The following is a 26312-nucleotide window of genomic DNA, read 5'->3' as shown; positions in this document are numbered from 1 at the left end:
GAACCGGCCTGGATCAATTGCAGCTGTCCAGCTGATTGATCCAGTCCGCCACCAGCTGGGCACCCTGGGTGTCCTCCTGAAGGGTGCTGATCGGGGGCATGCGGAATTCGCGCTCGGAGATCATTCTCAGATACAGCAGTGAGTTGTCCGCGTCTCCGGGTGTCAGCAGTTGGGCGCCGGTTCGGCCCAGGTCGCCGTTGCCGGGGGGTGTTTCGCAGGCCCCGGTGTCACTGAGCGGCGTCGTGAATCGCAGATCCATGGCACTCTGGGTGGTGCCACCCGGGCGGTGGCAATGGCTGCAGTTGGCGTGCAGATAGCTGCGCGCCCGAGGGGTGATCGGTGCGTTGTCATCGGTGCTCCGGCTCAGACGCTGCTCCCTTTGGGCTGGGGTTGGTTGCTCACTCAGTACACCAATGCCCGCCAGGGTTGCCAGCTGATTGGCGGTAACACCTGTCTGGGGGTAGGTGAAGTCTCTGTTCAGTTGCCTGGTCTCCAGGCCGAGGCTGAAACCAGCTGCGGCGGTGTGGCAAAGACTGCATTCGCCGGCCGAGGGGTAATGCCAGATCTGGCCACCCACGTCGACGTCCTGACTGCCGTCGACCAGTTCGGCGTCGGTACCCGCCTCGTTCCATTGGTAGCTGTAACCGGACCAGCTGCCATCGGCGTTATGCAGGAACAGGCGGGTTTCAATCAGACTCTGGCCCAGCAGGAAATTCTTCACCAATACCGACCCTCTGGGCAAGTCGAAATCGCCGCTGTCATCGACCGTAATGCGGGTGCCATCGGGAAGTGCCAGGTAACGGGTCTTATCGGCACCGTCGGACCAGAAGGGTTCGATAACGGTGTATGGAATCAGCCCGTCTGCCGGCTGCCAGGGTGCGCTGGCCTGGACGCAGCCGGTGTCGGACAATTGCTGTGGCAGTTCGGACTCGACAGCCACCGGGTCAATCCGGAACAGCCCGGAGAAGGTCACCAGGTACAGTTCGCCGGCGGTATCCTCCGCGAAGGAGGCGACGTTACGGCCGGTTTCCAGCAGGGTGCGACGGGCGAAGCCGCCGTCCGGCTGTTCGGTCAGCGCCCAGAGGGTTCCTGAACCGAAATCGGAGAACAGGTAGTCCCCCTGAAGGGCAGGAATGTTGTTGCCGCGGTAAACATAGCCTCCGGTAACGGAAACGCCGTCAGAGCGACCATAGGCCGTGACCGGCTCGATAAACGGGCCGGAGGGGGAGTCGCCACAACTGTTACTGGTGCGCTCAAAACCTTCGTAGCAGCGCCAGCCATAGTTGCCGCCGAGGTTAATCCGGCTGATTTCTTCGAACCGGTTCTGGCCAACATCGCCGGCCCACAGGTCGCCCGTCTCGCGATCGAAGCTCCAGCGCCAGGGATTGCGCAGACCGTAGGCATAGATCTCCGGCAGTGCTCCGGGAATGCCGTTGCTGGCCGGGCTGCCATCGGGGTTGAGCCTGAGGATCTTGCCCAGCCAGGTGGACAGGCTCTGGGCCCGATTGCCAGGATCGTTCGCGCTGCCCCCGTCTCCGAGCCCCACATACAGCAGACCGTCAGGACCAAAGGCAATATGGCCGCCGTTGTGGTTGTTGAAGGGCTGTTGCTGTTCCACAAGATTGCTGCGCAGCAAATTCCCGGTACCATCCCGGCGCAGGCTCTGGCCATTGTCGGCGGACTCGAAGCGGGCGACGAATGACGTCATGCCGGCACTGGTATTTTCGGTGAACGACAGGTAAACAAAACCGTTGGTGGAAAATGCCGGATCAAACGCCATGCCCAGCAGCCCACACTCGCCGCATGTACTCAGCGAGTAGGCCTCGGAGAGGTCTGCCAACTGGGTCCGACCCTCGGTCGCCAGGTCAAGACGATAGATGGCTCCCCCCTGCTCAACCACGTAGAAAATCCCGGTCTCGGTGGGATGGGGTAACATCAGCAAAGGCGAGTTGAAGTCGAGGGAAGGCGCTATGGGGGTGAGCTGAACCTCACCCGAGCCCTCAAAAGCCAGGCATTCAGAATTAGCGGGGCGCTCGGAGAGGCCGATGGTCTCTCCGCCGGAGTTGCTTCCTGAGCCCCCGCCGCAGGCAGTGACCACCAGGCAGATGAATAGCAGAAGACATCGTTGCATGGGCCCTGTCCTCCCTTCAGACCCCTAATAATAGTTCATCCGTGAGGCTTTGAACGATTGAATTTCCCGGTTCCGTCTCCATAAAGTCCGGTGGACGGAGGCTCCGTCTCCCCCTCATTGGAAATAGGCTCAGCCTATCCCTGGTTTGGGAATTATCAATTTTGTCTTGGTGCCTGGATTGATTAACCTAGGCGCCGTTCATTCATCAACCCTTGAATCTATTAATCGGGAGTTAATTTATATGGGTATTGTTAACAGCGAGATCAAACCGTTCAACGCCACCGCCTTCAAGGGCGGCGAGTTTGTTGAAATCTCCGAAGCTGATGTAAAAGGTAAGTGGTCTGTCTTCTTCTTCTATCCGGCCGACTTCACCTTCGTTTGCCCGACCGAGCTGGGTGATGTTGCAGACAAGTACGAAGAGCTGCAGAAGCTGGGCGTGGAAGTGTTCTCTGTGTCCACTGACACTCACTTCACCCACAAGGCATGGCACGACGCTTCCGAGACCATCGGTAAGATCAACTACTTCATGGTTGGCGACCAGACTGGCACCATCACCAACAACTTCGGTGTGATGCGTGAAGGTCAGGGCCTGGCGGACCGCGCTACTTTCCTGATCGATCCGGATGGCATTATCCAGGCGGTTGAAATCACTGCTGAAGGTATTGGCCGTGACGCCGACGATCTGCTGCGCAAGGTCAAAGCTGCCCAGTACGTTCGCAACAACCCGGGCGAAGTTTGCCCTGCCAAGTGGAAAGAAGGTGAAGCGACCCTGGCTCCTTCCCTGGACCTGGTTGGCAAGATCTAAGATCGTTGTAACCGCACAGGCGGGCCCATTTACCGGCCTGCCAATGCAAAAGACCCCGGATTATCCGGGGTTTTTTGTGTCTGGAGGAACAGTAGTTCCTCGGGCCTTGAGGCGATAGAACTCCTCGATGACGCCGGCCATGGCATCCGGGCAGTAAGGCCGCAGGCCGCTCAGTACAAGGCGCTTGGTGACTTCGCCCACGGCCTTGCCGTCGGCGGTCAGCTGATACTCCAGTAGAACGTTGCCGCGCTTTCCGGCTGCATCCAGCGTTGCGTTGCTCAGTTCGAGGTCTGGCGACGGCAGATCCAGGTGGTTCAGGGCCAGGCTCATGCTTTCGTACATGACCATCGGGCGATCGGGATTGAACATCACCCCGTTCGACTCCATCAGCGGTTTCAGGGTGTGGGGGAAGTTCTTGCCGGAGGCGGCCACGTAGGCGCGGGTAATATCCTCGATCAGCTGCTGGTCCTCGGTGCGGGCACCACTGCGCGTCACCTCGATATAGACCTTGCCGGCGTCATCGCAGACGTCAATGCCACTCTCGGTCTCCACAAACCGTAATGGCACGTCTGCGCCCAGCAGGCTGCGGAATCGGAAGGTCATGTTTTGCGAGAGTCCGAAACGGGCCAGAATGATGGCGAAGAGCAGGTCCCCGGGAACGCAGAAGCGGCGGGCATCCGGATCATGAATGGGGTTGAAGTCCCCTGCGATCTCTTTGGCGAATTGACTGGCCTGCGGCGCAGAGATATGTACGTGCCCGTCCTGGACGGAGTGGAAACGATCTAGAAACATGCGTTGCCTATTCTGAGTGCCAGAGAGTGGTGTTTCGGTGTCCTTGGCACACGATACGCTGACAAGCCGCCGTTGGGTATTCGCTATTGGTCAAGCCCCCAAGCATGGCCTTCCTCAGATTGCTGACGAACCCCGGTTTTCCGGGGATTTTCATTTCAGCTGACGTGATTTGCTGCCGGGGAGCGGGCAAGGTAATCCAGTGCCTGCTGGGTATCCCCTTCGTGAACGGGGTGGAAATCAGGTGCAAGCCAGCGGAACGTGGCCCTGACCAGAAATGAGAACGTGGGCACATTGCCGGTATCCTTCCCTACGCGCTCAAGCTCTCTGAAGATATTGAACATGCTCATACGACCAAAGCGTTTTACCTTGGGTGAGGGATCCTGGCGGTACAGTGTGCGCCCGCCTTCGGCAATGAAGTACAGGAAGAGTGGAAACACCAGGGCCATTAACGCCTGTCGGCTGATGTAAAAGCCCAGCTGTGTCTGGCAGAGGTGCTCAAACAGGTCGAAGGCCACCGTGCGATGTTCCACTTCCTCGGCAAGATGCCATTTGAACAGGTCCACCATGGCGGGGTCGCCGTTTTCTTCCCAACTGGTGTTGTCCATCGCCCATTGGCCGAGTACACCGGTGAAATGCTCGATGGCGGCGATGATACCAACCCGCAGGACCAGCCATTGTTTGCGCCATTCCTTGCGGTCCAGGCTCTTGAGGCCGAGGGGATGTTCGCCCAGCAGGGACTGGAACAACCAGGCCACCCGTTGGTGATATTCGTCGAAGCTTAACCCGTGTTCCCTCAGATAGTCCTGGGCTTTGCTGTGGGCGCGGGAATGGATCGCCTCCTGGCGGATAAATCCCTGCACGTCGGCCCGCAGGTCGTCGTCCGTCACCAGTGGCAATGCCTTGTTGTAGACGCGGCAAAACCAGAGTTCGCCCTCTGGCAGCAACAGATGAATGCCGTTGATCATGTGCGTGGAAAAGGCATCATCCCTGAGCCAGTACAGGGGCGTTTCGCTGAAATCAAACTGAACGTGTCGTGGCTGTAGGCTATGACGTGTTTCTGCCTTCATTTGTGTTCTCCGGCTACGGGGGTCGGGAGATAAACCGGCGGGCAAACCTCTCTGTATTCAGCTTTTCAAAGTAGCAAGCCGGAAGCGAACTATGCAGGGGCTAACAGGACGGTGAGTTGCCTGATAGGGACAACATAAGAGCTGCCGGACGGGCCTGCTGCGGCGCCCTTGAAAGTTATATAGGGATGCCCTATTAAAAGATTTGGATCAATTAATTTGAGCATTCGCCGATCAGTCCGTATCTTTCACGCATATTCGATTCGCAATTCAGTCCATTCAGTTTCACGAAGTTAACCAAAGAGGACGCGTTACATGTTGGATGCCAATATCAAGGAACAGCTGAAAGCCTACATGGACAAGCTGCAGCAGCCGATTGAGCTGGTTGCGGCGTACGATGACGGCCCGAAATCCCAGGAGCTGCGTGAGCTTCTGGAAGAGCTGGAGCCCATGTCCGCGAAGATCAGTCTGCGCACTGAGGAAGACCCGGACGTGCGCCGCCCATCATTTGCGATCAATCGCGTAGGGACCGATATTGGTGTTCGTTTCGCCGGCATTCCCATGGGCCACGAGTTCACCTCTCTGGTTCTGGCACTGCTGCAGGTGGGCGGCCACCCGTCCAAGGCTTCCCGGGAGGTGATCGAGCAGGTCCAGTCCCTGGACGGTGAGTTCGAGTTCGAGACCTACTTTTCCCTGTCCTGCCAGAACTGCCCGGATGTGGTTCAGGCCCTGAACCTGATGAGCGTGCTGAATCCAAAGATCCGGCATACGTCCATCGACGGTGCGCTGTTCCAGGACGAAGTCGAGAAGCGCGAAGTCATGGCGGTGCCGAGCGTATACCTGAATGGTGAATCTTTCGGCCAGGGCCGGATGACGCTGGAAGAAATCGTGGCCAAACTGGACACCAACTCCGATGCCCGTGAAGCGGAAAAGATCAACGGCAAAGACGCCTTTGAAGTACTGGTCATCGGTGGCGGACCGGCTGGTTCGGCCGCCGCTATCTACGCTGCCCGTAAGGGGATTTCCACCGGTATTGCTGCCGAGCGCTTTGGTGGTCAGGTTGCCGATACCATGGGCATCGAGAACCTGATTTCCGTGACCTATACCGAGGGTCCGAAACTGGTCAGCGCCATGGAGCAGCACGTGACGGAATACGACGTGGACATCATGAACATGCAGCGTGCCGAGAAACTGATTCCGGCCAGCCGCAAAGGTGGCCTGCATGAGGTGCGCCTGGCCAACGGTGCTTCCCTGAAATCCCGCACGGTGATTCTGTCCACCGGTGCCCGCTGGCGTCAGCTGGGCGTGCCCGGCGAGGAAGAGTACCGCAACAAGGGCGTGGCCTACTGCCCGCACTGTGACGGCCCGCTGTTCAAGGGTAAGCGCGTGGCGGTGATCGGTGGCGGCAACTCCGGCGTGGAAGCGGCGATCGACCTGGCGGGTATTGTCGGCCATGTCACGCTGATCGAGTTCGGCGCCGAGATGCGGGCGGACGAGGTGTTGCAGAGGAAACTGCGCAGTCTGAAGAACGTGGAGATCATCACCTCCGGCCAGACCACCGAAATCACCGGTGAGAATGGCAAGGTGAACGGTCTGCAGTACACTGACCGCAACACCGGTGAGAGCCATCACGTGTCACTGGAAGGCGTGTTCGTGCAGATCGGCCTGGTGCCCAACACCGAGTGGCTGAAAGGCGATATTGAACTGAGCCAGCACGGCGAACTCATCGTCAATGACCGCAACGAAACGTCCATTCCCGGCGTGTTTGCGGCTGGCGACGCCACCACGGTGCCTTACAAGCAGATTGTGATTTCCATGGGGGAGGGTTCCAAGGCCGCCTTGAGTGCCTTTGACTTCCTGATTCGCAACTCGGCTGAGGATGCAGACGATCAGGCAGCCTGATAACTATAGCTCGTGATGAGAGCAAGGCAGGCCTCCGGGCCTGCCTTTTTTAATGCTACCGGCTAGAAAGGGCCAGTGCCTTCCGATACGTCTTCTTCGAGACTGCCCGAGAAGGCAGGCTTGATATCGTTCTGGGCAAACAGGTGTCCGTACGCGGCCCGAATGCCATCGACGATAAAATCGTGGGGAACATCGTCGAACACGCCGTGATCGTTGACGTATTCCATGTGGGCGTCGCCGGATTCCGTGAATTCCTGGAAGATGGAATCGTGGAGGCCGTCGAATTCCAGGGGTTCCACGTTCATCAGTTTGCACAAGCGGGCGTTGAACGCCGGCGTTGCCTTCACCCATTTCCCGTTCAGGTAGAGTTCGATAAAACCGTGCATGCGGAAGATATCCGATTGCAGGTAATCGATCAGCTTCTGGCTGGACAGGTGATTACGCACATCCGCCAGACCCAGCCGGCTGGGAATACCGACGGAACGGGCGGCCGCGCCCAGCAGTACTGCCTTGGGAATACAGTAGGTCTCGCCGCTTTCGAGGGCGTAGCTGGCGCTGAAGGTCTTTGGGTCGGTCTGGAACACGTAGGGGTTGTAGCTCACGGTGTCACGCACCGCCAGGTATAGCGCCTTTGCCTGTTCGACGGGGTCTTCGGGCACCCCCTCCAACTGGTCCGCAATCCAGGCTTTCAGCTCCGGCTGGTCGTAATTGAAGAAAGCGGTAGGCTGGAGATAGCGTTCCATATGGTCCATCCGGTTTTGAGGCATCGAGTTCTGATCGTCTCCAATTAGCAAGCTACTGACAATGGCCTTTTCCGACAATGACATTGCCTTTTTCTATCATTCCTTGCCTTCGAAACCTTGCATCACATTCACCGCATTCACCCCGATAGCCTCCACATCGTAGCCGCCTTCCATGGTAAACACCGTGGGCAGGCCCAGCTTCTCAAGACGCTTGCCCAGTGTCAGATAGTCACCGGATGTGAACTTGAAGAAGGAGATCGGATCCTCCTCGAAGGTGTCCACGCCGAGCGCCACCACCAGGGCGTCCGGGCGGAAGGTTTCGATGCGCTGGCAAGCGGTTTCCAGGCCCTGGCTCCAGATGTTGTAAGGGGTGTTGGGCGGGTAAACCATGTTCAGGTTGTAGCCTTCCCCTTCACCCTCACCAATCTCATCCTCAAAGCCCAGGAAATGGGGAAACACCAGATCCGGATCGCCGTGCAGGCTGATGGTCAACACGTCACTGCGGTTATAGAAGATGGCTTGGGTGCCGTTGCCATGGTGAAAGTCCACATCGAGGATAGCAATCCGGTCGTAGCCCTGATCCCGGAAGGCCTGGGCGGTGATTGCCGCGTTGTTGAAAAAGCAGTAACCGCCGAACAGATCCGCGTGGGCGTGATGGCCTGGTGGGCGGCACAGGGCGAAGGCGGCGCGCTCGCCTTCCGCCACCAGCTTCTGGGCAGTCAGCGCGACGTTGGCGGAGGCCCGGACGGCGTCCCAGGTGCCTTCGGTAATCGAGGTTTCCGCCGCGAAGCTGTAATAGCCCAGGCGACCGTCGATGTCCCTGGGCAGGCGGTGGCGCATACCGCGACCGGCCCACACGGCGGGAATGGCTTCACCGGGCTTGCCGGCGGCCACCCAGTCATCCCAGCAGGTTTCCAGGAAGGTGACGTAATCTGTCGTGTGTACTCTTTTTATCGGCTCCAGGCCAAACTCTTCCGGTGCCAGAACCTCGCCCAGTGCCTGATGCCGGACCCGGGCAAGAATGGTTTCTGCCCGCGAGGGTTTCTCGTGGGGTTCGATCAGTAGGCCTCCGTCCAGTTCGGTTTTGACGGTCCGGCGGGCATGGAGGGGAGAGAATACGGTTTTCATGGCATGAAGACTTCCGGGTGGATGAACTCAGATCACTTTGGCACAGGCAGTGCCGTGGCTCAATTCCAGGCATTGTGGCAGTCTGGGAGAGTTTCAGGGAAAGGGGATAGAGGATATGACGCTGCAAACACTTCTGGGAATTGAAATACCTATCATCCAGGCGCCGATGGCGGGGGTTCAGGGCAGCGAACTGGCGCTGGCGGTGTCCAACGCCGGCGGTTTGGGGTCGCTGCCCTGCGCCATGCTTGGGACCGATGAGTTGCGCGCTGAGCTGGAAACGCTGGCGGCTGGGACCAACAGACCCTTCAATGTGAATTTTTTCGCCCACAAGCCGCCCGAGCCTGACAATACCCGTGAACGGGCCTGGCGGGAAGCGCTGACACCATACTACCTGGAATACGGTATTGATCCAGAGAGCATTCCCACCGGCGGTGGTCGCACCCCGTTTAACGAAGACGCAGCCGAGCTGGTGGAAGCCTATAGGCCTGCCGTGGTCAGCTTTCATTTTGGGTTGCCGGATGACGCCTTGCTTAATCGGGTAAAGACCACCGGCGCCAAGGTTATTTCCACCGCTACCACGGTTGAAGAAGCGATCTGGCTGGACGAGTGTGGGGTGGATGCGATCATCGCCCAGGGACTGGAAGCGGGTGGTCACCGGGGCATCTTCCTGACCCGCGACCTGTCCACGCAGATGGGCACCTTTGCGCTGTTGCCCCAGGTTATCCAGGCGGTTCGCTGCCCGGTGATCGCCGCCGGCGGGATTGCCGATGCCAAAGGCATCCGCGCGGCCATGGATCTGGGGGCGGCCGGCGTCCAACTGGGTACGGCCTTTATGTTGTGCCCGGAAGCCACCACGCGGCCGATCCACAGGGAGATCCTGAAGAGCCCACAGGCCCGTCACACCGCTCTGACCAATCTGTTCTCCGGCGGCCCGGCCCGGGGCATTATGAACCGGGTGATGCGGGAGCTTGGCCCGATGTCCGCGGTCGCCCCGGCGTTTCCACTGGCCACGTCCGCGATTGCGCCGCTGCGGGCAAAGGCGGAGGCGTCCGGTTCCGGCGATTTTTCACCCCTGTGGTCCGGGCAAAATGCCTCCGGTTGCCGGGAAATGCCAGCCGCCGAGCTGATTCGCCAGTTGGCTGAGGGATTATGACCGAGTTCTTTGCAGACCTGTCCCTGGCCGCCGTGCTGGGGCAGATCTGCGGTCTGATTGCGTTGGGCTTCTGCATCGCCGGATTCGCCAACAAGAATGACGATCGGCTGATGGTGCTGCTGATTTCCGCCAATGTTGCCTTCGCCCTGATGTTCGCGTTCTTTCAGAGCTGGACGGCGGCGGCGCTGACGGTGCTGGTGATTCTGCGGATTGCCCTGGCGCGGAAGTTTCAGGGCAGTTGGCGGATCATGGCGGTGATTCTGGCGATTAACCTTCTGGTGGCCGCCGTTACCTGGCAGGTGCCGACGGATATCTTTCCTCTGACGGCCGCGGTTCTGGGGACGGTGGGTATGTTCATGCTGCGGGGTATACCGCTGCGGATTGTACTCGGGCTGGCGGCTTTGTCATGGATGCTCAATAACATCGTAATAGGTTCGGTGGGCGGCACCCTGGCCGAGGGCATGGTGCTGGTGACCAACGTCATCACGATCATCCGCCTTCATCGCCTTAAGAAAAAGTATCCAGACGTGATAGAGCCGCTGCTGGAGGGTGAGTCCGACCGCCGATCGTAATGTCGATTTAATGAACCGGTGCACGACAGTCTCCCTCAAGATATACGACACTATTCAGTAACCTTGTTATCGGCCATTGGATCAATGAGATGGATGCTCTGGATCTGGACACTGTTTACCGTCAGCACTCAAGGCAGGTGCTGGCGACACTGATCCGTTTGCTGGGGGAATTCGACCTGGCAGAGGAGGCGCTGCAGGAAGCGTTTGCGGCAGCGGCCCAGCAGTGGCCGGCCCAGGGAGCGCCGGACAATCCCCTGGCCTGGCTGATTCGCTGTGGTCAGAACCGTGGTATCGACCAGATACGGCGGCGACAGACCGTGCGCTTTCATGCCGACGAACTGGCCCGGGCCTCAGAGGCTTCCGACACCCCGGATCTGGCGGAATCTTCCCTGCAGGACGACCAGTTACGGTTGATCTTCACCTGCTGCCACCCGGCGCTGGCGGTTGATTCGCAACTGGCGCTGACGCTGCGGGAGGTCTGTGGACTCACCACGGAGCAGGTGGCGCGGGCGTTGCTGCAAAAGCCCACCACGGCGGCCCAGAAGATTGTGCGCGCCAAGCGCAAGATCCGTGAGGCGGGCATTCCCTACGAAGTCCCTGACGACAAGTGTCTGGCGGAGCGTCTCGGAGCGGTACTCCACGTCGTCTACCTGATGTTCAATGAAGGCTACGCTCGCACCGAAGGGGAAGGGCTGATTGACGCCAGCCTCACGGCCGAGGCGATTCGCCTTGCGGAACTGCTTGCAACGTTGCTGCCGGAGGGGGACGTGTTTGGTCTGGTCGCCCTGATGCGGCTGCAGGATGCCCGCAAGGCGGCCCGGGTGGATGAACAGGGTGAGCTGGTGACCCTGGAAGACCAGGACCGGACCCTATGGGACCAAGAGGAAATTCGCCTGGGCAAGGGCTGGCTTATGCGGGCGCTGGGGCAGGCGCCGGCGGGCCCATACACCCTGCAGGCCGCCATTGCCGCCGCCCACGCCGATGCACCGAGTTTTGAGGAGACGGACTGGCACGACATCGTGGGTCTTTACGACCTGCTCTATCAGCGCTCACCCACACCGGTTGTTGCCCTGAACCGGGCCGTGGCAGTGGCCATGCTGGAGGGGCCGCAAGCCGGCGTGGCCCTGTTGGAGGGGCTGTCTTCCCACAAGGCCATTCAGAATTATCACCTGTTCCATGCCGCCCTGGCCGACCTGCACCGACGTGCCGGGCATAGAGAGCAAGCTCGTACTGCCTATGAACGCGCTCTGTCACTGGCGAGCCAGGCCCAGGAAAGGCGTTTTCTCGAGAAGCGGTTAGCCCGGTTGGATCGCGGCGACGGGCAATAAAATTGCCGTTCGGTGTCGAAATCACCGATCGGCGGACGACAAGGACATGGGATACGACAAAGGAGACCGCCCATGAAATACGTGGCATTGGTTTACTACCGGGAACAGATCATCAATGACATGACCGAGCAGCAGTGGCATGACCTGAACCAGGAGTGCATCCGTTGTGTGGAGAATCTGGCAGAGAAGGGCAAGTTCCTGGCCGGTCAGGCGCTGCAGCCGGTGGACAGTGCCACCACCCTGAGGGTCAGGGATGGCGAGGTTTTGATGTCGGATGGTCCCTTCGCAGAAACCAAAGAGCAGCTGGCCGGGTTCTATCTGCTGGAGGCCCGGGACCTGAACGAGGCGCTGCAGCTGGCAAGCCATATTCCGCCGGCGCGTCTGGGCAGTATCGAGGTCCGCCCGGTGCGGGATCTGCCGCCCAAGGACTGAACCGCGCCAGCTGACGATCAAACCGGAGGATTACACATGACATACGTGGATGGTTTTGTGGCCGCCGTGCCAACCGCCAACAAGGAGAAATACATCCAGCACGCCAGGGACGCCGCCGTGGTGTTCAAGGAACACGGCGCCCTGAGCCTGGTGGAATGCTGGGGGGATGATGTGCCCGAGGGCAAGGTCACCTCCTTTCCCATGGCCGTGAAGTGTCAGCCCGATGAGACGGTGGTGTTTTCCTGGATCACCTGGCCGTCGAAGGACGTGCGCAACACCGCGATGCCGAAGGTAATGGAAGACCCACGCCTGCAGGCGGACGTCAACCCCATGCCTTTCGATGGCAAGCGGCTGATTTACGGTGGTTTCCAGATGGAGGTGGACGAGTAGGTCCGGGCCCCTGACTGGCCCGCTGAACGCACGGCAACCGGGAGATTGGCCAATTCCCCGGTTGCCGTAAGCCGCTAACGTTGGATCATGGTTGGCCCGAACCCATAGTTCAAAGGAGAGGGCCAGGAAGATTTTATCAGGAGCGAGACCGCTACCATGAGCCAACAACATTTTGACGTACTGATTATCGGCGCCGGGGTTTCCGGCATCGGCATGGCGTGCCACCTCAAGCGCGAGTGCCCGGGCAAGTCGTTCGCCATTCTGGAGCGCCGGCAATCCCTTGGCGGTACCTGGGACCTGTTCCGCTATCCGGGTATCCGCTCCGATTCCGATATGTTTACCTTCGGCTACAACTTCCGCCCGTGGACCGGCGGCAAAGTGTTGGCGGACGGCGCTTCCATCAAAAACTACGTGAAAGAAACGGCCGAGGAAAACGGTGTCGACAGGCATATTCAATACGGCCTGGCGGTGAAAACCGCAGACTGGTCCAGTGCCGACAAGTGCTGGACAGTGACTGCCCAGCGCGAAGAGAGCGGCGCGACCGAAACCTTTACCGCCAGTTTCCTGGTGGGCTGTACCGGTTATTACAATTACGACAAGGGCTACAAGCCAGATTTCCCCGGCGAGGAAGACTTCAAGGGGCAGGTGGTTCACCCCCAACACTGGCCCGAGAATCTGGACTATGCCGGCAAGAAAGTCGTGGTGATCGGCAGTGGCGCCACCGCCATTACCCTGGTGCCGACCATGGCGGAAGAAGCGGCGCACGTCACCATGCTGCAGCGTTCGCCTACCTACTTGATGCCGTTGCCTTCCACCGACAAGGTCACCCTGGGCCTGCAAAAGGTGTTACCGGCCAAGGTCGCCTACAAGATCACCCGCGCCCGCAATATCTCCATTGCGCGTCTGTTGTACGAGCGTTCACGCAAGAGCCCGAAGGCCATGCGCCGGCTGTTCCTGAGCATCATCAAGCAGCAGGTCAACGGCAAGGCGGATATGCGCCACTTTACTCCGGACTACAACCCGTGGGACCAGCGCCTGTGTGTGGTCAAGGACGGCGATCTGTTCAAGGCGCTGAAGTCGGGCAAGGCCTCCATCGCCACCGACCACATCGAGCGTTTCACTGAGACCGGCATCCGTCTGAAATCCGGCGAAGAGCTTGAAGCAGACATCATCATTCCGGCCACGGGCCTGGATATCCAGATGCTGGGTGGTATCGAGCCGGCGGTGGACGGCGAACCGGTGGTGATGAAGGACAAGATCATCTACAAGAACGTACTGGTGGAGGGGGTACCCAACGCTGGCATGATCTTCGGTTACACCAACATCTCCTGGACCCTGAAGGCGGATATTGCCAGTGAATATCTGTGCCGCCTGATTAACCACATGGACAAAAAGGGCAGTCGTGTGGTGGTTCCACGGGATACCGAAAACAGCCTTGGCGAGGACACGATTCTGGGGGCGCTCAGCTCCGGCTATATCAAACGTGCGGAAGACCGGTTGCCGAAGCAGGGGACCCACGGCCCGTGGAAAGCGTCCCAGAATTATCTGGAAGATGTGAAGATCCTGCGTTTCGAGCCCATTGAGGATGGCTACCTGGAGTTCGATGGCAAGCGTTCCCGTGAGGCGTCTGAAAGTTCCACCGGGTTCCTGAAGCCGCTGCGTTCGGCGCTGTTCGGCTCATAAAGACTGACCGGGCCTGCGGGCCCGGTTACTCAATGCATCTATTAGTCTGCGCAGGAATATGTCAGGCTCTCTGGCCTTATTATTTGCTGTAAAGGCTATTGATGTATGTCGAAAACGGCCAAAAAGAAAAACAGCCCCCTGTGGCATCCGGTTTACTGGCCGTCCTGGCTGATTGTCTTCACGTTGTATCTGCTGTCGCTGCTGCCAATGTCGGCGAAACAGCGGGTTGGTCGGCGTCTGGGGTGTTTTCTGGAGCGCAAGCTCAAATCCCGCTCCCGGGTGGCACACATCAACCTCGCCGCCTGCCTGCCCGAACTGGCCGAAAATGACCGGGAGCAACTGGTGCAGGATAATTTCATCGCCTGCACCCGTGGCTTCCTGGAAAGCACCCACGCGTGGTGGCGTGACATGTCCGGTTACTGCGAGAGCACAGAAATACACGGACTGGAGCACCTGGAAGAAGCAACGGCCCGGAATCAGGGGGTGTTGCTGATCGGCGCCCACTACAGCATCTTCGACTTCGCGTTGCCGCTGATTGCCTGCAAGCTGGACAAACCCGGTTACATGTACCGCCCCAACGACAACCCCGTCATCGACCGGATGATCGAAAAGGGCCGGCGCCGTCACTTCAACATCCGCCCGTTCTCAAAGCGCCAGCTGCCGCGAATGATGAAATTCCTCAAGGAAGGCGGCCAGGTGTGGTTTGCCTGTGATCAGGATTTCGGCCGCAAGACCGAGCTTTTTGTGCCATTCTTTGGCGTGGATGCCGGTTGTATCAGTTCTCCCAGCTACATCGCGCGCGAGTCCGGCGCTTCGGTGATCTGTGTCAGTCATCTGCGACTCGCCGATGGTCGTTATCGTGTGGAGTTTTCGCCTATTCTGGAAGAGTTCGGCGAAGACAAGACCCGGGATGCCGAAACCTGGAACCATTTTATTGAATCCACTATCCGGGAGTTTCCGGATCAGTACCTCTGGCTGCACAAACGGTTCAAGAGTCGGCCGGAGGGCGCCGCGGGGATCTATTAGAGGCTATGTCGTCACAGCCGTTTACCACCTCAGAACTGGCGCTGCTGGTTTATCAGGCGGCACAGGACCGGGAGCGCTGGCCGGAGCTGGTCAGCGCCCTGAAGGAAACCGCCAATCCGTTTGATGAGGACCCGGTTTATCGGGACCGCGACGCCCGCAGCCGGATCATGGATGAACTGTTGCCCCACATCAGCCAGGCGCTTGAAATGGAGCAGGTGATGCGCCAGGGGGAAGCCGCTCAGGACCTGCTGGGTCAGACCCTGGAAATGCTGCCGGTGGGTATTGCCCTGGTGGATGACGGCCTTAATATCCTGACCATGAACCGTCAGGCAGACATCAGCCTGCGGGAAAGCGGTATCCTTGCCAACCATGGCGGGCGTGTCCGCATCAACAACCGCGAACACCACCGTACCCTTCATCAGTCCATTCAGCGGTCGCTACAGGCGGGTTCCAGTCACACCATGATGCTAAACGATCATGGCACGGCGCGCTCGGTATCGCTGATGGTGTGCCCAGCGGATGTGGTGCGGGAGTCCAATCAACAGGATGCCTCTGTTGTTACGTTGTTCATCTCCAATCCTGAAATCAACAACCTGGTGAATGAAAGCACCGTGGCTGAGTTGTATGGATTGAGCGAGGCGGAGGCGTCCCTCACGCGGCACCTGATTGAGGGGCTGTCGTTGAGTGACATGGCGGAGCGTCGTGGCGTGTCCGAACACACGGTGCGCAGCCAGTTCAAGTCCATTTTCCGCAAGACCGACACCAGCCGTCAGGCGGAGCTGGTGTCGCTGATCCTGTCCGGACTTGCCCCGATTGGCAACCGCCTGCCGGAAATGACCGGCCGCAGTAGCGCCCGGCAGATCGAGGATGAAGCCGAGACCCGTTATTTCAAGACGGTGGACGGACGCATGCTGTCCTATTGCCAGTACGGCGAGCCGGCCGGTCGCCCGATTATTTTCTTCCACAGTGTCCGTGGCTCACGTCTGGAGGTGCCGGGAAGCCTGGAAGTGCTCCATCGCCTCAACTTGCGGTTGATTGTGCCGGACCGGCCGGGCTATGGCCGATCCGATGCGCTGGAGGATCGCACCACTCAGGATCTGGCCGACGACGTGGCGGCGCTGGCGGACAAGGCGCCAGGGCTGGCGGAAAGGATCCTCAATCAGATGGCCCGCAGTATCCTCCGCAACCCCCGCAAGCATCTGGGATCGGATGCCGATCGGCAGTTGCTGGAAGACCCGGAAACCCGTGATCAGTACGTACGTGCCATGGCGGAGTCCTGCAGCCGCGGCTCCGGCGGGTTCGTGGAGGACCTCAAGGCCGTGGCGCGCACCCCGGAACCGTCACCGGATCAACTGAACCTTCCCGTCTATCTGTGGCACGGCCACCAGGATGGCCAGGTCGACGTGCAGCACGCCATCCGCCTGGACGAATGGCTGACCAACAGTGAACTGACCCTGCTGCCCGACGGTGGTCACTTCTTCATCTATGAACGCTGGGAAAGGATCCTCAAGGGCTTTGTCAGTCAACGCTCCGGACCCTGTACCTGAGGCCCCGCACCTGAACCGGGTAGCTATGCTCCTGCCGGCTTCGCAAAAGCGGCGACCGAATAGCAATACCTGCACTGCCCAGGGAAATAAAAAACCTGCTAATTAAAACCACCTATGGCTATTTCCCGGGGCCTCTGTTACCGTGCCTGCATCCTGCCTCTAAGGATTTCCGCAGTTTCCGGCCCCGTGCCGCTTTGCGACCCATCCGATACGACCTGTCAGAGGACGTCACCCCGTTAACGGCGCGTGACCGTAGTCGTCTTTTATTCCATGAATGTTCATGGCATCTGCCCACATTCGCCGACGACGGTGTTCGTGGAGGCAGAATCAATCAAGAGTACACCTTATATGAGTTTTTCTTCACTCGGTTTGTCCGAGCAGCTGGTCCGTGCCACGTCCGATCAGGGTTATGAAACCCCGTCCCCCATCCAGGCCCAGGCTATTCCTGCGGTGCTGTCCGGCAAGGACGTGATGGCTGCGGCCCAGACCGGCACCGGAAAAACCGCCGGTTTCACCCTGCCGCTGTTGCAGCGCCTGGCTGAAAACCCGCGTACCGGTAAAGGCCCCCGCGCCCTGATCCTGGCGCCGACCCGGGAACTGGCCGCACAGGTCCATGACAGCGTGAACCTGTACAGCAAATACATTCCTACCAAGGCCGCCGTGGTCTTCGGTGGTGTAAAAATCAATCCGCAGATGATGAAGCTGCGCAAGGGGCTGGACGTACTGGTGGCCACACCGGGTCGCCTGATGGACCTGTACCAGCAGAACGCCGTTCGCTTCAACGAAGTGGAAATCCTGGTGCTGGACGAAGCCGACCGCATGCTGGACATGGGCTTTATCCGCGACATCCGCAAGATTCTTGCGTTGCTGCCGGCCAAGCGCCAGAACCTGTTGTTCTCCGCGACCTTTTCCAACGAGATCCGCACCCTGGCTCAGGGCTTGCTGGATAACCCGGTTCAGGTGGAAGTCGCAGCACGCAACACTACAGCGGAAAAGGTGAAGCAATCCATCTATCCGGTGGACCAGAGCCAGAAGACCGCTTTGCTGAGTAAGCTGGTTCGGGACAACGGCTGGGAACAGGTGCTGGTCTTTACCCGTACCAAGCACGGTGCCAACCGCCTGACCCAGAAACTGGAACGGGACGGCATTACTGCTGCCGCCATCCACGGCAACAAGTCACAGGGTGCCCGTACCCGTGCCTTGGCCGATTTCAAACAGGGTGATGTACGCGTGCTGGTGGCTACGGACATTGCCGCCCGTGGTCTCGACATCAAACAGTTGCCACAGGTGGTGAACTTTGAGCTGCCTAACGTGCCGGAAGATTACGTGCACCGCATCGGCCGGACCGGTCGCGCAGGTGAGAGCGGCCATGCGCTGTCTCTGGTGAGTGCGGACGAGGGCAAAATGCTGGCGGGTATCGAAAGGCTGATCAAGAAACAGCTGCCGCGCAAGAGCGTGGAAGGCTTTGAGCCGACAAACAACCTGCCACTGAAACCGAAAGCCAAGGCCGATCCGAGCCGTGCCCGTAACCGCAATGGTAACGGCGGTGGCAACGGAAAACCCGGAGGAAACCCTCGCAGCTTCGGTGGTAAGCCGGGCGGTCGCAGTGGTGGCCGCAGCCAGAATAGCGGCGGTGGTCAGGGCCGGCGTTCACCGGCTCGTGAGAGCGCGTAACCCTGTCAGGTATTGCCCCTGTTAAAAAAGGCGGGGCCGAAGCCCCGCACAGGAGAACGTACCTTCCGGAAACCCACAGACCGTGAGGTTTCCGGTGGGCACGGGGATCAAAACCTGTAAGTGACGCCAACCATGTAAACCATCGGGTCAATATCGACCTCTGTGGTGATTTTTGCTGCTTCCGTGCCATCCGCCAGAGCGGTAATGGTAGCGTCGGTGCTGATGTCTGCCCACCAGAGTGCAGCATTCAGGCCGAAGTGCTCGTCCAGCATCCAGTCAACACCCAGTTCCAGTGCTACACCAACACTTGCGTCGAGATCCAGTTCGGTACCGTTGATGGTGCCCGGTGCTGTTCCCAGAACGCTCTGTGCAACACCATCGATAGTGGTTGTCAGAGTGGTCGTGGTCTTTTCTTCAAAAAAATGGGTGTAATTCACGCCAATACCCGCATAGGGCTGAACCCGGGAGCCACTGTCCAACGGGAAATATTGCAATGTCAGCGTGGGAGGCAGGTGCTTGGTTTCGGCAAGTTTGCCGACACCATTGAGGGCGCCTGCGCCATCGATATCATGTTTGAAGGGGGTTGATCCCAATACGCCGATACCGATATGTGATGTCACCATGTAAGTTGCGGTAATGCCGAGCTGGGTATTGGAATCCACGCCGACCCTGGCGTCCGGCAGGGTGCCTACACCTTCAAGATTCAGGTCAGAGCTGGAATCGTTCGGATTTACATGAGCGGCCCCGGCGCGCAGCATGAAATCGCCTGCTTCGTAGGCCTGGGTGGCTGGAGCGGCAGTTAATAGCCCGACAGCCAAAACACTGAGTTGGAAAGCACGGGACATGAAAATCTCCTTGGACCTGAAGTGTGATTGACGTCAGGGTAATGGCCTCGGAGATTGAAAACTTGATATAGCGCAAGAATGCCTGAGGGCGGGGGCAGTGTTAGCCATCGGCTTGATCTGGCTCAAAAAAATGGTGGTTAGCGAAAGACTGCCGCTTGTCAGCCGACCTGCTTTTGGTCCTTGCGTGCGTCGGTATCGCCATCATCCGGAACGAACACATCCCGAACGGTGAGAGAGTCTCCGTCAGCGTTCTGAACGGTGATTTGACGGATGGGGCGCCCGGTGGCGCGATCCCGCAAGTCCAGTGCCGGCTGGTCCGGCGCAGGATTCCACTTGTCACCCCATTGGCGCAGGGCAATCACCACCGGGAACAGGTCACGGCCTTTTTCGGTCAGGCGGTACTCGAAGCGGGAGCCGTGTTCACCGACATCCACCTTCTTGAGAACCTCGTTGTCTACCAGCCGAGCCAGACGGTCGCAGAGGATGTTGCGGGCGATGCCCAGTTCCTGCTGGAAGTCCACAAAGCGCCGTGTACCGTACATTGCATGCAGTACCACAAGCAGTGACCACCAGTCCCCCACTTCATTCAGGGCACGGGCGACGGAGCAGTTCGAATCATCAAAACGTTTTCTGGCCATGTCGGGAAGTGTACCTAATAGGGTTGCATTTTAAAACCAGATTAAATAAGGTTGCGTAAAGAAACCAGATTAATGAGGTTGCGATCTACTATGAGCATGAATCTTGGCCCCCTGTTTGAGCCCTTTGAAATCCATAACCTGACCCTGCGCAACCGCGTTGCCATGGCCCCGATGACCCGTAATTTCTCACCCGGTAATGCACCGACCCGGGACGTGGTGGACTACTACCGTCGCCGCGCGGAAGGTGGCGTTGGACTGTTGATCACCGAAGGCACCACAGTGAATCACCCTGGCGCCAATGGTTACCCGAATGTGCCGTTTTTCCATGGTGATGCAGCCCTTGCCGGTTGGAAAGACGTTGTCGATGCGGTTCATGAAGCCGGTGGCGCCATCTTCCCCCAGTTGTGGCACGTGGGCGCAGTGCGTAAGGAAGGCACAGAGCCGGATCCGAAAGTGCCGGGCTACAGCCCCTCCGGCCTGTTTGCTCCGGGCAAGCCCAATGGCAAGGCCATGAGTAAGGAAGACATTGAAGATGTGATCACGGCTTTCGCGGATGCTGCGCAGGATGCCAAGGCCCTGGGATTCGATGGTGTCGAAATTCACGGCGCCCATGGTTATCTGCTCGACCAGTTTCTGTGGGACGGCACCAACCAGCGCGACGATGAGTACGGCGGCAGCATGGAAAACCGCTTGCGTTTCGTGGTCGAGATAGTCGAAGCCGTTCGTTACCGTGTGGGGCCGGATTTCCCGATCATGCTGCGTTTTTCCCAATGGAAGCAGCAGGATTACGAGGCGAAACTGGTGAACAGTCCGGAAGAACTGGAACAGTTCCTCAAGCCCTTGGTGGACGCCGGTGTGGACATTTTCCATGCCTCCACTCGTCGGTTCTGGGAGCCGGAGTTTGAAGGTTCCGATCTCAACCTCGCCGGCTGGACCCAGAAACTGAGCGGTAAGCCCACCATGTCCGTTGGTAGCGTGGGTCTGACCGAAGACTTCATCAGCGGTACCTTCGCCAGCAAGAAAGAAGCAGTGGAGCAGGCCGGTATCGACGAACTGGTGGAACGCATGAACAACCACGAATTCGAGTTGATTGCCGTTGGCCGCGCGCTGCTGCAGGATCCTGAGTGGCTGGTGAAGGTGAAGGAAGGCCGGTTGAACGAAGTGGAAGCATTTGCGAAGAAGTCGCTGGCGAAGCTTTACTGAGGCGGGACACCAGGATGCGTTGACGATGAGCCCCGGCTAAACACCGGGGCTTTTTTGCGTCTGTCTTTGCTGTAATTTATGCTTGTTTTAAAACCCGTATGATTGATGTATCGATCATCAACAGAAGGGATACACCATGGGGCGAATCACCTCTTTTCCTGCCATTTTTCTGGTTGCCTTGTCGTTAATCGTTGCTGGCTGCGCCACTGTCGGCCAGGACTTCCCCACCCATAACGTTGACCAGATAGAGATTGGGGAAACTACCCGCGCGGACATCCAGGAGATGTTTGGCGAGCCCTGGCGTACTGGTATTGAGGATGGCAAACGCACCTGGACATACGGCAAGTACCGTTGGTCCGCTTTTGGTGACGCGGAAACAACGGACCTGGTAGTGCGTTTCAATCAGGACGGAACGGTATCTTCCTACGTTTATAACACCACTGAGTAGGTGCCAGGGCCTCCGGAGGCTGGGCTTATGGATGACCAGAGTGACCCGGCTAATATAGTACAGTTGCTGGACCGGTTAGAGGCCGTGGCGGCCGACCGGTCCCACGTTTCCATTGGCGAAATGATGGACGCTATCGGGCGCAGAACGTTCGGGCCCGTGGTGCTTCTGGTGGGCCTTATTCTGGTGACCCCCCTCAGCGGTGTGCCGGGAATACCGACGCTGATGGGGGTGCTTACCCTGTTGACCCTGGGACAGGTTTTGCTGGGGCGAAAGCATTTCTGGTTACCGGGCTGGTTGGTGCGGCGGAGGGTGCCGCGTAGGAAATTCGTGCAGGGGCTGAAGTTGTTGCGCCCACCTGCCAGTAAGATTGACCGCCTGATCCGTCCACGACTTACCCTTTTGGTCAGGGGGCCCGGACTTTATGTAATGGCGCTGGGTTGTATGGTGATTGCGGTAGTGATGCCGGCAACGGAATTGGTGCCGTTTAGCTCCACCATTGCCGGCGTGGCCCTTGTGTTATTCGGCCTGACGATGATCTCAAAGGACGGCGTGCTGGCTCTGCTGGCCTGGGGGATCTCATTGACTGGCCCAATCATGCTTGCCCGAAATCTTGGTGGGTAAGCGGCAGGCTGGACCGGCAAAAAACGAGGAAAACCCGCCATGACAAAAAACGGGGTGATTCTCACCGGTGGCGGTGCGCGGGCGGCATACCAGGTAGGCGTGCTCCGCGCCATTGCCGATATGTATCCGGACTGGAGCCACCCGTTCAATGTGATTATCGGTACCTCTGCCGGAGCAATGAATGCCATGGCATTGGCCGGCAATCGCGGACTCTTTCGCCACAACATTGATCATCTTGAGAAGGTCTGGTCGGAGTTGACCATGGATCGGGTGTTCCGGGCCGATACCTTCAATCTGATGCGAGGTTTCAGCAACGTTGCCAGAAAGATGATCAGCCGGCCAATCGAGAGTGGGCCAGTGTCTTTTCTGGATAGCTCACCGCTGCGTGAGTTACTGGAGCAGGAGATCAACCTGGAGAACATCCGCCAGACGATCCAGGAAGGACAGATTGATGCAGTGGGCCTGAACGCTTGCGGTTATGCCACCGGCCAGAATGTCTGTTTCTTTGAAAGCGCCGATGGCATGGAGGGTTGGTCGGTTGGTCAGCGCGGTGGCACCCGCACGAAGCTGACAGTGGACCACATCATGGCATCCGCTGCGATTCCCACCCTGTTTGCGCCGGTTAAGATCAACCGCGAGTACTTTGGTGACGGCATTACCCGACAGATGGCGCATCTCAGCCCGGCTTTGCGGCTGGGGGCACGCAAGGTTTTGGTGATCGGTGTCAGCGCCAATGCCATGTGCCCACCCAAACGACCGGAAAAACCCGCCATGCCGACACTGACTCAGGTGCTTGCCCATGTGTTCAACGGTATGTTTCTGGATACGCTGGATTACGATATTGACCGCTCGCGTCTGGTCAATCAGTTGCTGGAGCTGATTCCGGAGAAACGGCTGAAGGAATCCGGGCTTGACCTATATCCGGTGGATATCCTGGAAATATCCCCGTCAGAACCCATTAACGATCTGGCGATGAAGTACATCGCTGCGATGCCGTTGGTGTTGCGACGGCTAACCGGTGCGTCGGAGTCAGCGCCGTTCTCAAGCGCCAACCTGGCCAGTTTCCTGCTTTTTGATCACCGTTTCTGCCGCGACCTGATCGAATTGGGCTACCGGGATGGCCAGAGCCATGCCCGGCAGATCGAACGGTTCTTTGCCAGGGAGGCAGAGGGCTGAACGATCAGGTCCGCAACCCGCCTACCAGTTTGTCGATGCTGTCCTTGGCGTCACCGAACAGCATGAGTGTGTTGTCCTTGAAGAACAGCGGGTTTTCCACCCCGGAATAGCCGGTAGCCATGCCCCGCTTGAGGACCACCACCTGTCGCGCCTTCCACACCTCCAGCACCGGCATGCCGGCAATGGGGCTGCCGGGATCCTCGGCGGCGGCCGGGTTGACGGTGTCATTGGCACCGATCACCAGCACTATGTCGGTGTCCGGGAAGTCGGCGTTGATCTCGTCCATTTCCAGTACAATGTCATAGGGCACATGGGCTTCCGCCAGCAGCACATTCATGTGTCCGGGCAGACGGCCGGCCACCGGGTGGATGCCGAAGCGCACGTTCACGCCCCGTTCCCGCAATATCCGGGTCATATCGCTGACCCCATTCTGGGCCTGGGCCACCGCCATGCCGTAGCCGGGCACGATAATGACGGATTCGGCATTGCGCAGCTCCTCACAGACTTCATCGGCACTGGTTTCGTGAACTGTCTGGTCGGGATCCGCCGCGCTGGCACTGCTGGTGGTTTGGCCAAATCCACCCAGGATGACACTGACGAACGAGCGGTTCATGGCCTTGCACATGATGTAACTGAGAATGGCACCGCTACTGCCCACCAGCGCGCCGGTGACGATCAGCAAGTCGTTGCCCAGCATGAACCCGATGGAGGCGGCGGCCCAGCCGGAGTAGCTGTTGAGCATGGACACCACCACCGGCATATCGGCACCGCCGATGGCCATGATCAGGTGGATACCGAGCACCGAGGCGATGGCGGTCATCAGCACCAGGGAAACCAGCCCCAGCGCCATGCTGTCGGTGCCGAGAAACCAGGCCCCCAGCAACACGCAGGCGATGATCGCCATCAGGTTCATCAGGTGTCGGCCTGGCAGGGTGAGAGCCTTGCTGTCGATACGCCCGTCCAGTTTTCCGCAGGCCACCAGTGACCCGGTGAAGGTCACCGCACCGATAAAGATGCCCACAAACACTTCCACCAGTTTGATGGTGTGTTCGGCGCCGGTGGTTGCGATCAGCGGTTCAATGTAGCCGGAAAAACCCACCAGCACCGCCGCCAGACCCACAAAACTGTGCAGCAGGGCCACCAGCTGCGGCATCTGGGTCATCTCCACCTTATTGGCGATGGGGATGCCAATGCCGGCACCAATCAGCACGGCAATCACAATGGCAATGACACCGCCATCACCCACGCTGGCGAGGGTGGCCCCCACCGCGATGATGATACCGGCGACACCGTAGAGGTTGCCGCGCCTTGCCGATTCCTGGTGGCTGAGACCACCCAGGCTGAGAATAAAACAGACACTTGCGACCACGTAGGCCACGCTCACCAGTCCTGTGCTCATATCGGGCGTCTCCTACTTGCGGAACATTTTGAGCATGCGATGGGTGACCCGGAAGCCGCCCCCCACGTTGATGCTGGCAATCAGCACCGCGACAAAGGCCATGATGGCGACGGCAATATTCGCCGCCTGGGCCAGGTGCAGAATGGCTCCGATCACAATGATGCCACTGATGGCGTTCGTCACACTCATCAGGGGGGTGTGGAGGGAAGGTGTGACATTCCAGATCACCTGCCAGCCGATAAAACAGGCCAGGACAAACACCGTAAAGTGTTGCAGGAAGCTTTCCGGCGCGTGGGCGCCAACGCCATACAGCGCCAGGACCGTAACGATCAGCAGGACACCCCTGCCAATCAGGCTACGACGGTCGGCGTGTCTTTTGGCCGCGGCCATATCGGCAGCCGACGGTTCCTCTGTACCCGGCGGTGGTGCCGGGCTGACCGGTGCCTCCGGTTGGGGTGGTGGCCAGGTAATGTCATTCTCCCGCACCACGGTCAGACCACGGATGACATCGTCTTCCATATTGACCTGGGGCTGGCCGTCCTTCTCTGGAGTCAGTTCGGTGAGCAGATGCACCAGATTGGTCGCGTAGAGATCGCTGGCCACCTTGGCCATGCGGCTGGGCAGGTCGGTGTAGCCGATCAGTGTCACGCCATGCTGCCTGGACACCGTACCTGGCTCGGTCAGCTCGCAATTGCCGCCGCGTTCCGACGCCAGATCGACAATCACGCTGCCCGGTTTCATGGACTTCACCATGTCGGCGGTGATCAGCTTGGGGGCGGGTTTGCCGGGAATCAGCGCGGTGGTGATGATGATGTCCACCTCCTTCGCCTGCTCCGCAAACAACGCCATCTCCGCCTTGATGAACTCATCACTCATCTGCTTGGCGTAACCGCCAGTCCCGCTGCCGTCCTCGTCACCGAAATCCAGCTGCAGGAACTCGGCGCCCATGCTTTCCACCTGTTCCTTCACTTCCAGCCGGGTATCGAAAGCCCGCACGATGGCGCCCATACTGTTGGCCGCCCCAATCGCCGCGAGGCCAGCCACACCGGCACCAATCACCATAATCTTCGCCGGCGGCACCTTGCCGGCGGCCGTCACCTGCCCGGTAAAGAAGCGCCCGAAGTGATTGGCCGCCTCAATCACCGCCCGATAACCGGCGATATTGGCCATGGCGCTGAGCGCATCCATCTTCTGGGCGCGACTGATGCGGGGCAGGCTGTCGATGGCGAATGAGGTGATCTTCCTGGCTGCCAGCCTATCCAGCAGCTCGGGGTTTTGCGCCGGCCAGATATAACTGACCAGAAACGCCCCTTCTTTCATCAGATCCACTTCGTGCCTGTTCAGGACAGGGTGTTCCATGGGGGCGCGAACCTTCAGAATGAAGTCCGCTTCCTGCCACAACGACGCGGTGTCGGCCGCTATGGCCGCCCCCACTTTTTCGTACGCTGCGTCCGAGTAATGCGCGGCCTCGCCAGCACCGGCCTCTACGACCACTTCATAGCCAAGCCCGATCAGCTTGTGCACGGAAGGCGGCGTGGCCGCTACCCGTCGTTCATTCTCGAAAATTTCCCTGGGGATACCGATTTGCATGATTGGGGTGTCCTCCGGATTG

General features: G+C 59.1%; 24 protein-coding genes. 15 read left to right on the top strand and 9 right to left on the bottom strand.

The window, feature by feature from the left end; all coding sequences use genetic code 11:
* Nucleotides 1-13: 13 nt before the first annotated feature.
* Nucleotides 14-2131 carry a PQQ-dependent sugar dehydrogenase gene (locus tag EHN06_RS19870; protein ID WP_127334203.1) on the bottom strand — a complete coding sequence of 706 codons (2118 nt, stop codon included), beginning with the start codon at nt 2129-2131 and terminating at the stop codon, nt 14-16.
* Nucleotides 2132-2372: 241 nt separating this feature from the next.
* Between EHN06_RS19870 and ahpC the strand changes: the two genes are divergently transcribed.
* The gene (ahpC, locus tag EHN06_RS19865) at nt 2373-2936 is read left to right on the top strand and encodes an alkyl hydroperoxide reductase subunit C (RefSeq protein WP_127334202.1); all 564 of its coding nucleotides are present in this window, start codon (nt 2373-2375) and stop codon (nt 2934-2936) included.
* A gap of 60 nt (nt 2937-2996) precedes the next feature.
* Here the strand turns inward: ahpC and EHN06_RS19860 are convergent, their stop codons facing one another.
* Both EHN06_RS19860 and EHN06_RS19855 read right to left on the bottom strand, forming a co-directional pair.
* Complete coding sequence (locus tag EHN06_RS19860) at nt 2997-3728, bottom strand: DUF3581 domain-containing protein (RefSeq protein ID WP_127334201.1); 732 nt, start codon at nt 3726-3728, stop codon at nt 2997-2999.
* A gap of 155 nt (nt 3729-3883) precedes the next feature.
* Entirely contained in the window at nt 3884-4795 is a 912-nt protein-coding gene (locus EHN06_RS19855; RefSeq protein WP_127334200.1) for a metal-dependent hydrolase, read from the bottom strand.
* 312 nt (nt 4796-5107) lie between these two features.
* Here EHN06_RS19855 and ahpF point away from each other — a divergent pair, with 312 nt between their 5' ends.
* Complete coding sequence (gene ahpF / locus EHN06_RS19850) at nt 5108-6694, top strand: alkyl hydroperoxide reductase subunit F (RefSeq protein WP_127334199.1); 1587 nt, start codon at nt 5108-5110, stop codon at nt 6692-6694.
* A gap of 62 nt (nt 6695-6756) precedes the next feature.
* Here ahpF and EHN06_RS19845 read toward each other — a convergent pair whose 3' ends face one another.
* A complete protein-coding gene (locus tag EHN06_RS19845; protein WP_127334198.1) occupies nt 6757-7437 on the bottom strand; it encodes a transglutaminase-like domain-containing protein in 681 nt (226 codons plus the stop codon).
* A 96-nt stretch (nt 7438-7533) separates the two neighbouring features.
* Nucleotides 7534-8565 carry a histone deacetylase family protein gene (locus EHN06_RS19840; RefSeq protein ID WP_127334197.1) on the bottom strand — a complete coding sequence of 344 codons (1032 nt, stop codon included), beginning with the start codon at nt 8563-8565 and terminating at the stop codon, nt 7534-7536.
* Between the two features lie 115 nt (nt 8566-8680).
* On the opposite strand from EHN06_RS19840, the gene EHN06_RS19835 reads away from it, so the two are divergent.
* From EHN06_RS19835 to EHN06_RS19795, 9 genes are all read left to right on the top strand, one after another.
* The gene (locus EHN06_RS19835) at nt 8681-9718 is read left to right on the top strand and encodes an NAD(P)H-dependent flavin oxidoreductase (RefSeq protein ID WP_127334196.1); all 1038 of its coding nucleotides are present in this window, start codon (nt 8681-8683) and stop codon (nt 9716-9718) included.
* On the top strand, nt 9715-10290 hold the full coding sequence (locus tag EHN06_RS19830; RefSeq protein WP_127334195.1) for a YgjV family protein: 576 nt from the start codon (nt 9715-9717) through the stop codon (nt 10288-10290). The genes EHN06_RS19835 and EHN06_RS19830 overlap by 4 nt, the downstream gene beginning before the upstream one ends.
* Nucleotides 10291-10379: 89 nt before the next feature.
* The gene (locus EHN06_RS19825; RefSeq protein WP_127334194.1) at nt 10380-11618 is read left to right on the top strand and encodes an RNA polymerase sigma factor; all 1239 of its coding nucleotides are present in this window, start codon (nt 10380-10382) and stop codon (nt 11616-11618) included.
* A gap of 72 nt (nt 11619-11690) precedes the next feature.
* Nucleotides 11691-12050: a YciI family protein gene (locus EHN06_RS19820; protein ID WP_127334193.1), complete on the top strand. Its 360-nt coding sequence runs from the start codon at nt 11691-11693 to the stop codon at nt 12048-12050.
* A 36-nt stretch (nt 12051-12086) separates the two neighbouring features.
* Nucleotides 12087-12440, top strand: coding sequence for a DUF1428 domain-containing protein (locus EHN06_RS19815; RefSeq protein ID WP_127334192.1), 354 nt, complete (start codon nt 12087-12089; stop codon nt 12438-12440).
* 156 nt (nt 12441-12596) lie between these two features.
* The gene (locus EHN06_RS19810) at nt 12597-14123 is read left to right on the top strand and encodes a flavin-containing monooxygenase (RefSeq protein ID WP_127334191.1); all 1527 of its coding nucleotides are present in this window, start codon (nt 12597-12599) and stop codon (nt 14121-14123) included.
* A 105-nt stretch (nt 14124-14228) separates the two neighbouring features.
* Nucleotides 14229-15149: a lysophospholipid acyltransferase family protein gene (locus EHN06_RS19805; protein ID WP_127334190.1), complete on the top strand. Its 921-nt coding sequence runs from the start codon at nt 14229-14231 to the stop codon at nt 15147-15149.
* A 5-nt stretch (nt 15150-15154) separates the two neighbouring features.
* The gene (locus tag EHN06_RS19800; protein WP_127334189.1) at nt 15155-16696 is read left to right on the top strand and encodes a hypothetical protein; all 1542 of its coding nucleotides are present in this window, start codon (nt 15155-15157) and stop codon (nt 16694-16696) included.
* 348 nt (nt 16697-17044) lie between these two features.
* Nucleotides 17045-18370, top strand: a complete 1326-nt coding sequence (locus EHN06_RS19795; protein ID WP_127334188.1) for a DEAD/DEAH box helicase — start codon at nt 17045-17047, stop codon at nt 18368-18370.
* Between the two features lie 107 nt (nt 18371-18477).
* Here the strand turns inward: EHN06_RS19795 and EHN06_RS19790 are convergent, their stop codons facing one another.
* A complete protein-coding gene (locus EHN06_RS19790; protein WP_127334187.1) occupies nt 18478-19215 on the bottom strand; it encodes an OmpW/AlkL family protein in 738 nt (245 codons plus the stop codon).
* 158 nt (nt 19216-19373) lie between these two features.
* Nucleotides 19374-19853, bottom strand: a complete 480-nt coding sequence (locus tag EHN06_RS19785) for a winged helix-turn-helix transcriptional regulator (RefSeq protein ID WP_127334186.1) — start codon at nt 19851-19853, stop codon at nt 19374-19376.
* A 90-nt stretch (nt 19854-19943) separates the two neighbouring features.
* Here EHN06_RS19785 and EHN06_RS19780 point away from each other — a divergent pair, with 90 nt between their 5' ends.
* From EHN06_RS19780 to EHN06_RS19765, 4 genes are all read left to right on the top strand, one after another.
* Complete coding sequence (locus EHN06_RS19780) at nt 19944-21056, top strand: NADH:flavin oxidoreductase (protein WP_127334185.1); 1113 nt, start codon at nt 19944-19946, stop codon at nt 21054-21056.
* A 136-nt stretch (nt 21057-21192) separates the two neighbouring features.
* Nucleotides 21193-21504, top strand: a complete 312-nt coding sequence (gene bamE, locus EHN06_RS19775; RefSeq protein ID WP_127334184.1) for an outer membrane protein assembly factor BamE domain-containing protein — start codon at nt 21193-21195, stop codon at nt 21502-21504.
* Nucleotides 21505-21531: 27 nt separating this feature from the next.
* Nucleotides 21532-22125 carry an exopolysaccharide biosynthesis protein gene (locus EHN06_RS19770; protein WP_127334183.1) on the top strand — a complete coding sequence of 198 codons (594 nt, stop codon included), beginning with the start codon at nt 21532-21534 and terminating at the stop codon, nt 22123-22125.
* A gap of 39 nt (nt 22126-22164) precedes the next feature.
* Entirely contained in the window at nt 22165-23301 is a 1137-nt protein-coding gene (locus EHN06_RS19765) for a patatin-like phospholipase family protein (protein WP_127334182.1), read from the top strand.
* A 4-nt stretch (nt 23302-23305) separates the two neighbouring features.
* Here EHN06_RS19765 and pntB read toward each other — a convergent pair whose 3' ends face one another.
* Nucleotides 23306-24700: a Re/Si-specific NAD(P)(+) transhydrogenase subunit beta gene (gene pntB, locus EHN06_RS19760; RefSeq protein WP_127334181.1), complete on the bottom strand. Its 1395-nt coding sequence runs from the start codon at nt 24698-24700 to the stop codon at nt 23306-23308.
* A gap of 12 nt (nt 24701-24712) precedes the next feature.
* Nucleotides 24713-26290 (bottom strand): Re/Si-specific NAD(P)(+) transhydrogenase subunit alpha, encoded by a 1578-nt coding sequence (locus EHN06_RS19755; RefSeq protein ID WP_127334180.1) that lies wholly within the window; start codon nt 26288-26290, stop codon nt 24713-24715.
* Between the last annotated feature and the right edge of the window lie 22 nt (nt 26291-26312).

This window comes from Marinobacter sp. NP-4(2019) (assembly GCF_003994855.1).
Taxonomy (GTDB): Bacteria; Pseudomonadota; Gammaproteobacteria; order Pseudomonadales; family Oleiphilaceae; genus Marinobacter.
This window is presented reverse-complemented; position numbering and strand designations above follow the sequence as displayed.

Excerpts from the sequence above, each read along its gene's own strand:
- EHN06_RS19755 (WP_127334180.1), bottom strand. The coding sequence starts at position 26,290 with ATGCAAATCGGTATCCCCAGGGAAATTTTCGAGAATGAACGACGGGTA.
- pntB (WP_127334181.1), bottom strand. The coding sequence starts at position 24,700 with ATGAGCACAGGACTGGTGAGCGTGGCCTACGTGGTCGCAAGTGTCTGT.
- EHN06_RS19785 (WP_127334186.1), bottom strand. The coding sequence starts at position 19,853 with ATGGCCAGAAAACGTTTTGATGATTCGAACTGCTCCGTCGCCCGTGCC.
- EHN06_RS19825 (WP_127334194.1), top strand. The coding sequence starts at position 10,380 with ATGGATGCTCTGGATCTGGACACTGTTTACCGTCAGCACTCAAGGCAG.
- ahpF (WP_127334199.1), top strand. The coding sequence starts at position 5,108 with ATGTTGGATGCCAATATCAAGGAACAGCTGAAAGCCTACATGGACAAG.
- EHN06_RS19855 (WP_127334200.1), bottom strand. The coding sequence starts at position 4,795 with ATGAAGGCAGAAACACGTCATAGCCTACAGCCACGACACGTTCAGTTT.
- EHN06_RS19845 (WP_127334198.1), bottom strand. The coding sequence starts at position 7,437 with ATGGAACGCTATCTCCAGCCTACCGCTTTCTTCAATTACGACCAGCCG.
- ahpC (WP_127334202.1), top strand. The coding sequence starts at position 2,373 with ATGGGTATTGTTAACAGCGAGATCAAACCGTTCAACGCCACCGCCTTC.
- EHN06_RS19800 (WP_127334189.1), top strand. The coding sequence starts at position 15,155 with ATGTCGTCACAGCCGTTTACCACCTCAGAACTGGCGCTGCTGGTTTAT.
- EHN06_RS19815 (WP_127334192.1), top strand. The coding sequence starts at position 12,087 with ATGACATACGTGGATGGTTTTGTGGCCGCCGTGCCAACCGCCAACAAG.
- EHN06_RS19820 (WP_127334193.1), top strand. The coding sequence starts at position 11,691 with ATGAAATACGTGGCATTGGTTTACTACCGGGAACAGATCATCAATGAC.
- EHN06_RS19765 (WP_127334182.1), top strand. The coding sequence starts at position 22,165 with ATGACAAAAAACGGGGTGATTCTCACCGGTGGCGGTGCGCGGGCGGCA.
- EHN06_RS19790 (WP_127334187.1), bottom strand. The coding sequence starts at position 19,215 with ATGTCCCGTGCTTTCCAACTCAGTGTTTTGGCTGTCGGGCTATTAACT.
- EHN06_RS19780 (WP_127334185.1), top strand. The coding sequence starts at position 19,944 with ATGAGCATGAATCTTGGCCCCCTGTTTGAGCCCTTTGAAATCCATAAC.
- EHN06_RS19835 (WP_127334196.1), top strand. The coding sequence starts at position 8,681 with ATGACGCTGCAAACACTTCTGGGAATTGAAATACCTATCATCCAGGCG.
- EHN06_RS19830 (WP_127334195.1), top strand. The coding sequence starts at position 9,715 with ATGACCGAGTTCTTTGCAGACCTGTCCCTGGCCGCCGTGCTGGGGCAG.
- EHN06_RS19805 (WP_127334190.1), top strand. The coding sequence starts at position 14,229 with ATGTCGAAAACGGCCAAAAAGAAAAACAGCCCCCTGTGGCATCCGGTT.
- EHN06_RS19795 (WP_127334188.1), top strand. The coding sequence starts at position 17,045 with ATGAGTTTTTCTTCACTCGGTTTGTCCGAGCAGCTGGTCCGTGCCACG.
- EHN06_RS19810 (WP_127334191.1), top strand. The coding sequence starts at position 12,597 with ATGAGCCAACAACATTTTGACGTACTGATTATCGGCGCCGGGGTTTCC.
- EHN06_RS19840 (WP_127334197.1), bottom strand. The coding sequence starts at position 8,565 with ATGAAAACCGTATTCTCTCCCCTCCATGCCCGCCGGACCGTCAAAACC.
- bamE (WP_127334184.1), top strand. The coding sequence starts at position 21,193 with ATGGGGCGAATCACCTCTTTTCCTGCCATTTTTCTGGTTGCCTTGTCG.
- EHN06_RS19860 (WP_127334201.1), bottom strand. The coding sequence starts at position 3,728 with ATGTTTCTAGATCGTTTCCACTCCGTCCAGGACGGGCACGTACATATC.
- EHN06_RS19870 (WP_127334203.1), bottom strand. The coding sequence starts at position 2,131 with ATGCAACGATGTCTTCTGCTATTCATCTGCCTGGTGGTCACTGCCTGC.
- EHN06_RS19770 (WP_127334183.1), top strand. The coding sequence starts at position 21,532 with ATGGATGACCAGAGTGACCCGGCTAATATAGTACAGTTGCTGGACCGG.